This is a genomic window from Magnetospirillum sp. UT-4 (assembly GCF_902729435.1).
Lineage (GTDB): Bacteria > Pseudomonadota > Alphaproteobacteria > Rhodospirillales > Magnetospirillaceae > Magnetospirillum.
In genome coordinates this window covers 1-8,888 of sequence record NZ_CACVCG010000094.1, presented here as the reverse complement: position 1 = coordinate 8,888, position 8,888 = coordinate 1, and the positions used below count along the sequence as shown (strand labels likewise).

General features: G+C 71.6%; 11 protein-coding genes and 1 tRNA gene. 9 read left to right on the top strand and 3 right to left on the bottom strand.

Annotated elements, in window-relative coordinates; translation table 11 throughout:
- Positions 1 to 90: 90 nt before the first annotated feature.
- Positions 91 to 181: transfer RNA gene (locus tag MTBUT4_RS13470), tRNA-Ser, on the top strand.
- 148 nt (positions 182 to 329) lie between these two features.
- Positions 330 to 515: a GIY-YIG nuclease family protein gene (locus MTBUT4_RS19910; RefSeq protein ID WP_217424176.1), complete on the top strand. Its 186-nt coding sequence runs from the start codon at positions 330 to 332 to the stop codon at positions 513 to 515.
- Positions 516 to 720: 205 nt separating this feature from the next.
- Here the strand turns inward: MTBUT4_RS19910 and MTBUT4_RS13460 are convergent, their stop codons facing one another.
- The 3 genes from MTBUT4_RS13460 to MTBUT4_RS13450 are packed head-to-tail and all read right to left on the bottom strand — an operon-like array spanning position 721 to position 3,414.
- Positions 721 to 1,410, bottom strand: coding sequence for an ABC transporter ATP-binding protein (locus MTBUT4_RS13460; protein ID WP_173980207.1), 690 nt, complete (start codon positions 1,408 to 1,410; stop codon positions 721 to 723).
- Position 1,411: 1 nt separating this feature from the next.
- The gene (locus MTBUT4_RS13455; protein WP_173980206.1) at positions 1,412 to 2,542 is read right to left on the bottom strand and encodes an ABC transporter permease; all 1,131 of its coding nucleotides are present in this window, start codon (positions 2,540 to 2,542) and stop codon (positions 1,412 to 1,414) included.
- Positions 2,539 to 3,414, bottom strand: a complete 876-nt coding sequence (locus MTBUT4_RS13450) for an efflux RND transporter periplasmic adaptor subunit (protein WP_173980205.1) — start codon at positions 3,412 to 3,414, stop codon at positions 2,539 to 2,541. The genes MTBUT4_RS13455 and MTBUT4_RS13450 overlap by 4 nt, the downstream gene beginning before the upstream one ends.
- Before the next feature lie 155 nt (positions 3,415 to 3,569).
- Between MTBUT4_RS13450 and MTBUT4_RS13445 the strand changes: the two genes are divergently transcribed.
- From MTBUT4_RS13445 to MTBUT4_RS13415, 7 genes are read left to right on the top strand one after another with little or no spacing between them, the layout of a single operon-like run.
- Positions 3,570 to 3,896, top strand: coding sequence for a YbjQ family protein (locus tag MTBUT4_RS13445; protein WP_173980204.1), 327 nt, complete (start codon positions 3,570 to 3,572; stop codon positions 3,894 to 3,896).
- Between the two features lie 56 nt (positions 3,897 to 3,952).
- A complete protein-coding gene (locus MTBUT4_RS13440; RefSeq protein WP_173980203.1) occupies positions 3,953 to 4,816 on the top strand; it encodes a dienelactone hydrolase family protein in 864 nt (287 codons plus the stop codon).
- Complete coding sequence (locus MTBUT4_RS13435; protein WP_173980202.1) at positions 4,816 to 5,190, top strand: hypothetical protein; 375 nt, start codon at positions 4,816 to 4,818, stop codon at positions 5,188 to 5,190. The genes MTBUT4_RS13440 and MTBUT4_RS13435 overlap by 1 nt, the downstream gene beginning before the upstream one ends.
- A 7-nt stretch (positions 5,191 to 5,197) precedes the next feature.
- Positions 5,198 to 5,746, top strand: a complete 549-nt coding sequence (locus MTBUT4_RS13430) for a sigma-70 family RNA polymerase sigma factor (protein WP_173980201.1) — start codon at positions 5,198 to 5,200, stop codon at positions 5,744 to 5,746.
- Positions 5,743 to 6,387, top strand: coding sequence for an NrsF family protein (locus tag MTBUT4_RS13425; RefSeq protein ID WP_173980200.1), 645 nt, complete (start codon positions 5,743 to 5,745; stop codon positions 6,385 to 6,387). The genes MTBUT4_RS13430 and MTBUT4_RS13425 overlap by 4 nt, the downstream gene beginning before the upstream one ends.
- Before the next feature lie 42 nt (positions 6,388 to 6,429).
- Positions 6,430 to 7,413 carry a HupU protein gene (locus MTBUT4_RS13420; RefSeq protein WP_173980199.1) on the top strand — a complete coding sequence of 328 codons (984 nt, stop codon included), beginning with the start codon at positions 6,430 to 6,432 and terminating at the stop codon, positions 7,411 to 7,413.
- Positions 7,410 to 8,816, top strand: a complete 1,407-nt coding sequence (locus tag MTBUT4_RS13415) for a nickel-dependent hydrogenase large subunit (RefSeq protein ID WP_173980198.1) — start codon at positions 7,410 to 7,412, stop codon at positions 8,814 to 8,816. The genes MTBUT4_RS13420 and MTBUT4_RS13415 overlap by 4 nt, the downstream gene beginning before the upstream one ends.
- Positions 8,817 to 8,888 lie beyond the last annotated feature (72 nt).

Sequence of the window (8,888 nt, the reverse complement as noted above, 5' to 3'; positions counted from 1 at the left end):
TGGCGGATTTCGCCTCGGGGGTTGCGGGAAAATCCCCTTCCGTGTATGGTCCGCGCCTTGCGAGGCGGCCCCCACCGGCCGCCCCGCGACGGAGGGGTGGCCGAGCGGTCGAAGGCGCACGCCTGGAAAGTGTGTATACGTCAAAAGCGTATCGTGGGTTCGAATCCCACCTCCTCCGCCATCCTGCTTCGCGCGGTGCGCTTCGCAGGACTTGCCGCCCGAAACCCAGCGAAGCAGGATGCCCTTCGAAGCTTCAGCGAAGAAGGGCGGCCCATGCGTGACGTCTACCTGCTGGAAAGCGAGGGCTTCCCGGCCAACGCTACGTAGGGATGACGTCCGACCTCAAACGCAGGCTCGCGGACCACAATTCCGGCAAATCCTCCCATACGTCGAAGTTCGCGCCGTGGCGCTTGGTGACCTATGTCGCCTTTTCGGATGAACGAAAGGCGATGGCATTCGAGCGTTACCTTAAATCCGGGTCCGGGCACGCTTTCGCGAACAAGAGGCTGTGGTGACCCTCGGTGCGTACGTGAGCCTTCAAGGAGAACAACCGGCCTGCACGGGTGATTCCGCCGTTCTCTCCTGTGCGATATTCTCCGCACGCTGTTGACCGCGAACCCGATGAAGGTCAAGCGTCTTGGTCACTCCACGATCACTTCTCCTTGACCGACATCACCTTGAATTCGCTCGCCACGTCGACCGGAAGCCTGGCATGAAGCGTCAAGCCGTCGCGGCCATCAGGCGTCCGTCGCGCAGGAGGTGCATGGCGTCGAAGCGGTCGAAGATCTTTTCGTCGTGGGTGACGACGATCACCGCTGCGCTCTGTTCCACCGCCACCTTGCGCAGCAGGTCCATGACGATGCCGGCCCGTTCCGAATCCAGGGCGGCGGTGGGCTCGTCGGCCAGGATGATGCGCGGCCGGTTGGCCAGGGCGCGGGCGATGGCGACCCGCTGGGCCTGGCCGCCGGAAAGCTGCGACGGCCGCCGGTCGGCATGCTCGCCGACATCCAGGTAGTCCAGCAATTCGCGGGCCCGCTGCCGGGCCTCGGCACGCCCTTTTCCGACCAGGTCCAGCACCACCTCGATGTTCTCGGACACCGACAGGAACGGGATGAGGTTGTGGAACTGGAAGATGAAGCCGATCTTCTGCAGCCGCAGGCGGCGCAGGTCGCGCCGCGTCCACTTGCCGTCATAGACCACCTCGCCGTCCAGGCGCATCCACCCGGCGCTGGGTTCGACGATGGCGCCCACCAGGTTCAGCAGGGTGCTCTTGCCCGAGCCGCTGGGACCCAGAAGTCCCACCACCTGGCCGGCGTGGATGTCGAGGTCGAGGCCGCGCAGGGCGTCCACCCGGGTCGCCCCTTCGCCGTAATGCTTCGCCAGTGCTCTGACTTCGACCAGGGCCTCCATGTCAGCCTCCCAGCGCCTGGGCGGGATCGACCCTCAGGGCGTAGCGCACCCCCATCAGGCTGGCCAGCAGGCACACCGCCGCCACCACTGCCGCCAGGGTGGCGGCGTCGGCCGGCAGCAGGATGACCCGGCGGGGAAAGTGGTCGGCGCCCATGACGATCAGGGCTGCGCCCAGGGTGAAGCCGATTCCGCCCAGGGCCAGCGATTGCTGGACGATCAGACCGACGATGGTGCGGTCGGGGGCGCCGATCAGTTTCAGCGTGGCGATCTCGCGCATCTTGTCCATGGTCATGGTGTAGATGATGAGCGCGATGACCACCGCCGACACCAGCAGCAGGATGGAGGTGAACAGCCCGATCTGCTTGCGCGCGCGGTCGACCACCGAACTGACCAGCAGGGCTTCCTGCCCCTGCTGGCTGACGGCGCCCAGGTGCTTCCAGCGTCGCACCGTCTCGGCCACGGCGTCGGCCGACACGCCGGGATGCAGGCGGGCGACCACGGCGTTGACCAGATTGACGTCGGCCCCCTCGCCCCGCGCCGCCTGATTGCGGGCGGCGGCGCCATCCAGTTCGAACTGAAGCTCCTGGGCGTCCTTGAGGGTCAGGTAGGCGACGGGATTGCCGCCGGAATCGACCCGTCCCTCGGTCAGCCCGACCACGGTGAAGGTGTTCGAGCCCAGACGCACCTGCTCACCCAGGGCAATGCCGGAGCGGCGGTCGACCACCATCTCGTAATGGGACCGCGCGATGGGCCGCCCCGCGGCCAGAGAGGCGGGGCCGCCCAGGCGGCCGATCTCGTACCCCACCACGTACAGGCGTATCCGGCGCCGGCCATGGCTCGCCTCGGCGGTCTGGAAGGTCAGCACCCCGGCCTCGGCGACGCCCTTCAGGCGCGCCACGGTTTCGCGGGCATCCTTGGGAATGCGCGAGGCTTCGGCGAACGGCCCCTGGGTGCCGCCCTCGACCACCCACAGATCGGCATTGGCGAGCCGCACCAGCTGCAGGGCGTCGGCGACGATGCCCCGGTAGATGCCGATCATCGACAGCACCACGCCCAGCAGCAGTGCCAGCCCGACGCAGGTCAGGACGAAGCGCCCGAGGTGATGGCGGATGTCGCGAAACGCCAGGTTCATTCCCCGCTCTCCACCACCACCTCGGCCTGTTCGCCCAGGTGGAAGGGCTGCGGTATGGCGTCGAAGGCGACATGGACGATCCGCTCCTCGGAGACCCGGTCGGCTTCGATGTCGATGCGGGCGACCCGCCCGGCGAAGTCGCGCCCGGGCAGGGAACGCAGGGTGACGCGGGCGGGCTGGCCGACGGCCAGGCGGCCGGCGCGGGCCTCGTCCACATAGGCCCTGACCCACACGGTGGCGGGATCGACCATGGTGAAGATCGGCACGGCGGCGACCACGGCGGCGCCCAGTTCGCGGTCGCGCCGGATCACCACGCCGTCATAGGGGGCCGCCAGGGTGTACTTGGCCAGGCGCTGGCGCTCGCGCTCCAGCAGCGCCCGCGACGCCTCGATGTCGGCCATGGCGACGGCCACGTCGGCGCTGGCGATGTCGGCGCCGGCCCGGGCATCCTCGGCCGCCTCGGTGGAAATGGTGCCCTTGCGCTCCAGCGTCTGGCGGCGCTGATCGACGCTCTTCTTCTGGTCGCGCGCCGCCCGGGCCCGCTCCAGCCGGGCGCGGGCCTGGGCCAGGGCGGCTTCGGCCTGTGCCACCGCCGCCCGCTGCTCGCCATCGGCCAGGCGGGCCAGAACCTGCCCCTTGGCGATGGCATCGCCCTGGTCGGCGGTCAGATCGACCAGGGTGCCGGCGACCTCGAAGCCGATGGCGGACTGCACCCGCGCCTCGACGGTACCGATGCCGTAGACGCCGCGCGGCTCGGGCGCCGCCGCCAGGGCCTCGCCGTCCCCGGCCTTGCCCCGCAGGGTGGAGACGGCGGCGGCGGCCAGGACCATCGCCAGAATGGCCAGCCCGCCCCATGTCCATGACAGCTTCATGTTCCGGCCCCTCCGTACTTTAGACAACTCTAAAATTCGCACCGCCGTCTGGCAATGTCCTTGATCCTGGTCAGCCGGGACCTCGGACGCCGGTCGCTTCCGCCGCCGGTTCGGGCTACCATGGTTTTCTCGCCACCGGAAGCGGAGGAGCCGCCATGATCGTCACTACCACCAATTCAGTCGAGGGGCGCCGCATCGACGCCTATCTCGGCATCGTGTCGGGCGACGCGGTGATGGGGTCCAACCTGTTCCGCGACATGTTCGCCTCGATCCGCGACATCGTCGGCGGCCGCGCCGGCTCCTACGAATCGCTGCTGCAGGAGGCCAAGGACACCGCCCTGGCCGAGATGGTCGAGCGGGCGCGTGCCCTGGGCGCCGACGCGGTGGTCGGGGTCGATCTCGACTACCAGGTGATCGGCGGCGATTCCAAGACCATGCTGATGGTCGGCGCCAACGGCACGGCGGTGAGGCTGGCCCACTGACCGCGCCGCCGGCAATCCCCATATTTGCCTCGGACCGAACAGGAGGGAGGGTGTCCATGCTCGCCGATCTCAAGAGTCTCAATCCCGATTTCTCGCGCCGGGGCTTCCTCGGGACCGCGCTGGCCGCCACCGGTTACGCCCTTGCGGCGGGGCCGGCCACCGCCGCCGCCATCGCCACCGATGCCGAGGGTCTCGAGGCGGGGGCAGTGCTGGTCCCGGCCCGCGACCGCGACCTGCCGGCCTATGCGGCACGGCCGGCGAACACCACCGGGCCGCTGCCGACGGTGCTGGTGGTGCAGGAGATCTTCGGCGTCCACGAATACATCCGCGACATCTGCCGCCGCCTGGCCAAGCAGGGCTATCTGGCGGTGGCGCCCGAGCTGTACGTGCGCCAGGGCGATCCGTCCATGGTGACCGACGTTCCCACCCTGCTGAAGACCATCGTCGCCAGGGTGCCGGACGAGCAGGTGATGGCCGATCTCGATTCCACCGCCGCCTGGGCGGCCAAGAGCGGCGGCGGCGATCCGGGGCGGCTGGCCATCACCGGCTTCTGCTGGGGCGGGCGCGTCACCTGGCTGTACGCCGCCCATAATCCCAGGCTCAGGGCGGCGGTGGCGTGGTACGGGCGGCTGGCGGGCGAAGCCTCGGCCAACGCGCCGGCCCATCCCCTCGACCGCGCGGCGTCCATCACGGTGCCGGTGCTGGGGCTCTACGGCGGCGCCGACCAGGGCATCCCGCTCGAAAGCGTCGAGAAGATGCGCGCCGCGCTGAAGGCGGCCGGGGCGAAATCCGAGATCGTGGTCTATGACGGCGCTCCCCACGCCTTCCACGCCGATTACCGGCCCAGCTACCGCGAGGAGCCGGCCCGCGACGGCTGGTCCCGCATGCTGGCCTGGCTGAAGGCCAACGGGGCGGCGTGATGGGCTGCGGCTGCTTTCCCGACGTCAGGGGCGTGCTCGACCAGGCGCTCGACGATACGGACGAGTTGGAGCGGCATCTGGCCGATCTCGGCGACTTCGCCTCGGTCGAGCGGCTGGATTCCGCGCCCGTGCTGCCGGCCCCGGCCGCCGCCGCCGCCGCCATCGCCGCCGGGCGGATGATTCGCCTCGATTCCGCCGGGCCGGGGGCGCTGGCCGTCTACCTGGACGAGGCCCGCGCCGTGGTCCATGTCGGCCGCGCCACCGCCGATGGCAGCGTGGACTCGGAATGGCGGCCCGGCCTCGCCTTCCGCCACGGCCTGTTCGACCTGCCGCGCCGCTTCGGCGAGATGGTGCACTGGTACCGGGAAGGGTAAAAGCCGCATGCCGCCGCGCGACGACGATTCCGGGCAATGGTCGCGTTGGATGGCGGCGGCACAGGACGGCGACGGCGCCGCCTATGGAAGGGTGATGGCCGCCCTGCTGCCGGTGGTCCGCCGCATGGTGGCGCGCCGCCTGCCCGGATCGGGCGAGCGCGAGGACGTGGTGCAGGAGGTGCTGCTGACCGTCCACACCGTCCGCCACACCTACGACCCGGCGCGGCCGCTGCTGCCCTGGCTGGCCGCCATCGTCGCCCATCGCTGCGCCGATCTGCGCCGGGGCGAGGCGCGGCAGGTGCGGCGTACCTCCTCCATCGACGATTTGCCTGAAACCATCGGCGCGGTGGAACCGAATATGATGGCAATGGATGTTGCGACGCTGGGGCGGGCCATGGCCGCCCTGCCCGAGCGGCAACGCCGGGCACTGGAGCTGGTCAAGCTGCGCGAGATGTCGGTGGCCGACGCCGCCGCCGCCACCGGCATGACGCCGGGGGCGCTGAAGGTGACGGTGCATCGGGCCATCAAGGCGCTGAAAGGGATGTTGACGGGATGAGAAGCGAAGACCTGATCGCCCTGCTGCAACAGGACCTGGCCCCGGTTCGCCGGTTGCCGCCGCCGGGGGTGCGCCTGGCGCGCTGGCTGCTGCTGGTGCTGCCGGCTATGGCGGTGATCGTCGCCGCCATGGGCCTGCGCCCCGATCTGGCCGAGCACCTGGCCGAGCCGCGCTTCGTCGCCGAGGCCCTGGCGGCGCTGGCCACCGGGCTGGCCGCCGCCTGGGCGGCGCTGGCCTCGACGGTGCCGGGAACGCCGACCCGGCGGCTGGCCCTGCCGGCGCTGCCCGCCGCCCTGTGGCTGGCCACCATCGGCGAGGGTTGCTGGCGCGAATGGCTGGTGCTGGGGCCGGACTCCCTGGTGCCGGCGCTGGAGCCGCAATGCCTGCCCGAGATCGCCGCCATCAGCATCGTGCCGCTGGCCGTCCTGGTCCTGCTGGCGCGGCGCGGCGCCGCTTTGGCGCCGGCCCTGACCGCGGCGCTGTCGGCGCTGGCGGCGGCGGCGCTGGCCTCGGCGGCGCTGTCGCTGTTCCACCACGCCGAGGCGGCCATGGTGGTGCTGGTCTGGCATTTCGGCGGCGTCGCGCTGCTGTCCGGGCTGGCGGCGCTGTCCGGCCGCCGGCTGTTCGCGGTAGCTGCCTGATCCCCTTGCGCGGCGGCGGCGGCGAGCCCTAAGCTGGAGCCCATGACTTTCTCGGTTCTTTGGCTTCAGGCCGGCAGTTGCGGCGGCTGCACCATGTCGGCACTGGGCGCCGACGATGTCGGCCTGGTGCGGGCGCTGGAGCGCTTCGGAATCCGCCTGCTGCTGCATCCCTCGCTGTCCGAGGCCAGCGGCGCCGAGGCCCTGTCCATCCTGGAGGACGCCGCCGCCGGCCGTCTTGCCGTCGATGCCCTGTGCGTGGAGGGGGCGGTGATGACCGGTCCCGACGGCAGCGGCCGCTTCCAGCTGATGCCCGGCGACCGCCGCCCGGTGGCGCGCTGGATCGAGACCCTGGCCGGCCGCGCCCGCCACGTGGTGGCGGTGGGCTCCTGCGCCGCCTATGGCGGCATCCCGGCCTCGGGTCCGGCCGCCGCCGACGCGGTCGGGCTGCACTATGGTGGCGGCCTGCTGCCGGCCGATTTCCGCGCCGCCGGCGGATTGCCGGTGATCAACGTCGCCGGCTGCGCCCCCCATCCCGGCTGGCTGGTGGAGACCCTGGCCGAACTGGCCCTGTCGGGCACCTGCGCGCTGGATTCCCAGGGCCGGCCGCGCTTCTTCGCCGACCACCTGGCCCATCACGGCTGCGGCCGCAACGAGTATTACGAGTACAAGGCCAGCGCCGCCAAGGCCGGCGATCGCGGCTGCCTGATGGAGAATCTGGGCTGCAAGGCGACCCAGGCGCCGGGCGACTGCAACCTGCGCCGCTGGAACGGCTATGGCTCGTGCACCGATGCCGGCTTCGCCTGCGTCGGCTGCACCACGCCCGGCTTCCAGGACCCCGGCGCGCCGTTCCAGGAGACCGCCAAGATCGCCGGCATCCCGGTGGGGCTGCCGGTGGACATGCCCAAGGCGTGGTTCGTGGCGCTGGCGGCGCTGTCCAAGTCGGCGACGCCGCAGCGGGTGCGCGCCAACGCCCGCGCCGACCACATCGTGGTGCCGCCGGCGCGGCGCCCGGGCAAGACTCCATGAGCGATTCCCGCCTGGTGGTCGGACCGTTCAACCGCGTCGAGGGCGACCTCGAGGTGACCCTGGACGTGGCCGACGGAAGGGTGCGCCAGGCCCATGTCACGGCGCCGCTGTATCGGGGGTTCGAGCGTATCCTGCGCGGTCGCCCGCCCGAGGACGCGCTGGTCATCGCCCCGCGCATCTGCGGCATCTGCTCGGTGTCGCAATCCACCGCCGCCGCCCGCGCTTTGGCCGCCATCGCCGGGGTGACGCCGCCGCCGGCCGGCCGCCTGGTCGCCGATCTGGTGCTGGCGGCCGAGAACGCCGCCGACCACCTGACCCATTTCGTGCTGTTCTTCATGCCCGATTTCGCCCGCGCCTGCTATGGCGGGCGGCCCTGGCACCAGCGGGCGCGCGAGCGCTTCCTTGCCGAGACCGGCGAGGCGGCGCGCCGCCTGCTGCCGGCGCGGGCCCGCCTGCTCCACGTCATGGGCCTGCTGGCCGGCAAGTGGCCGCACACCCTGGCGCTGCAGCCGGGCGGGGTGGCCCGCGGGGTGGATGCCGGCGAGCGGGTGCGCCTGCTGGCGGTGCTGGCCGACGTCCGCGCCGCCCTGGAGGCCGAGCTTTACGGCGACCGGCTGGAGGCGGTGGCGGCGCTGGACTCGGCCGATGCCCTGGCGGCCTGGGCCGAGGCCCATTCCGGCGGCGATTTCGCCCTGTTCCTGGCCATCGCGGGCGATCTCGGGCTGGAACGGCTGGGGCGCGGCCCCGCCGCCTTCCTGTCGGCCGGCAGCTTCGGCCTGTGGCCGGGCGGAACGGTGATCGCGGGCGTGCCCCATCCCTACGACCCGGCCCTGGTCGCCGAGGACCTGACCCATGCCTGGATGGCCGATGCCGTGCGCCCCGACGCCGACAAGGACGGCGCCTACACCTGGTGCAAGGCGCCGCGCCTGGCCGGCCGCCCGGTCGAGGTCGGCGCCCTGGCCCGCCAGGTGGTGGCCGCCGACCCGCTGGCGCTGGCGCTGGTGGGAGCCGGCGGCGCCACGGTGCGCGACCGGGTGGTGATGCGGCTGGTGGAACTGGCCCGCCTGCTGATCGCCATGGAGACCTGGACCCGCGCACTGCCCCCCGGCGCGCCGGTCTGCGTCGAAAGCCCGCTGCCCCTGCGCGGCACCGGCACCGGCCTGGTCGAGGCCGCCCGCGGCACCCTGATCCACCGCCTGACCCTGGACGGCGGCGCCATCGCCGACTACGCCATCATCGCCCCCACCACCTGGAACTTCAGCCCCCGCGACGCCTCAGGGATTCCCGGCCCGCTGGAACAGGCACTGGCCGGAACCCCGGTGGAACCGGGAGAGACCAGCCCGGTGGCGGTGCAGCACGTGGTGCGGAGCTTCGATCCGTGCATGGCGTGTACGGTGCATTGAAAAAATCGTGAGGGATTACGCGGGGTTAGAGGGTGTGCCCCAACATCCGTCCACCATGCGTCCATTAGAGCG

Bases quoted from the DNA above. Each gene is read 5' to 3' on its own strand.
- MTBUT4_RS13430 (WP_173980201.1), top strand. From the start codon at position 5,198: ATGCCGCCGCGCGACGACGATTCCGGGCAATGGTCGCGTTGGATGGCG.
- MTBUT4_RS13420 (WP_173980199.1), top strand. From the start codon at position 6,430: ATGACTTTCTCGGTTCTTTGGCTTCAGGCCGGCAGTTGCGGCGGCTGC.
- MTBUT4_RS13460 (WP_173980207.1), bottom strand. From the start codon at position 1,410: ATGGAGGCCCTGGTCGAAGTCAGAGCACTGGCGAAGCATTACGGCGAA.
- MTBUT4_RS13425 (WP_173980200.1), top strand. From the start codon at position 5,743: ATGAGAAGCGAAGACCTGATCGCCCTGCTGCAACAGGACCTGGCCCCG.
- MTBUT4_RS13445 (WP_173980204.1), top strand. From the start codon at position 3,570: ATGATCGTCACTACCACCAATTCAGTCGAGGGGCGCCGCATCGACGCC.
- MTBUT4_RS13415 (WP_173980198.1), top strand. From the start codon at position 7,410: ATGAGCGATTCCCGCCTGGTGGTCGGACCGTTCAACCGCGTCGAGGGC.
- MTBUT4_RS13455 (WP_173980206.1), bottom strand. From the start codon at position 2,542: ATGAACCTGGCGTTTCGCGACATCCGCCATCACCTCGGGCGCTTCGTC.
- MTBUT4_RS13435 (WP_173980202.1), top strand. From the start codon at position 4,816: ATGGGCTGCGGCTGCTTTCCCGACGTCAGGGGCGTGCTCGACCAGGCG.
- MTBUT4_RS13440 (WP_173980203.1), top strand. From the start codon at position 3,953: ATGCTCGCCGATCTCAAGAGTCTCAATCCCGATTTCTCGCGCCGGGGC.
- MTBUT4_RS13450 (WP_173980205.1), bottom strand. From the start codon at position 3,414: ATGAAGCTGTCATGGACATGGGGCGGGCTGGCCATTCTGGCGATGGTC.
- MTBUT4_RS19910 (WP_217424176.1), top strand. From the start codon at position 330: ATGACGTCCGACCTCAAACGCAGGCTCGCGGACCACAATTCCGGCAAA.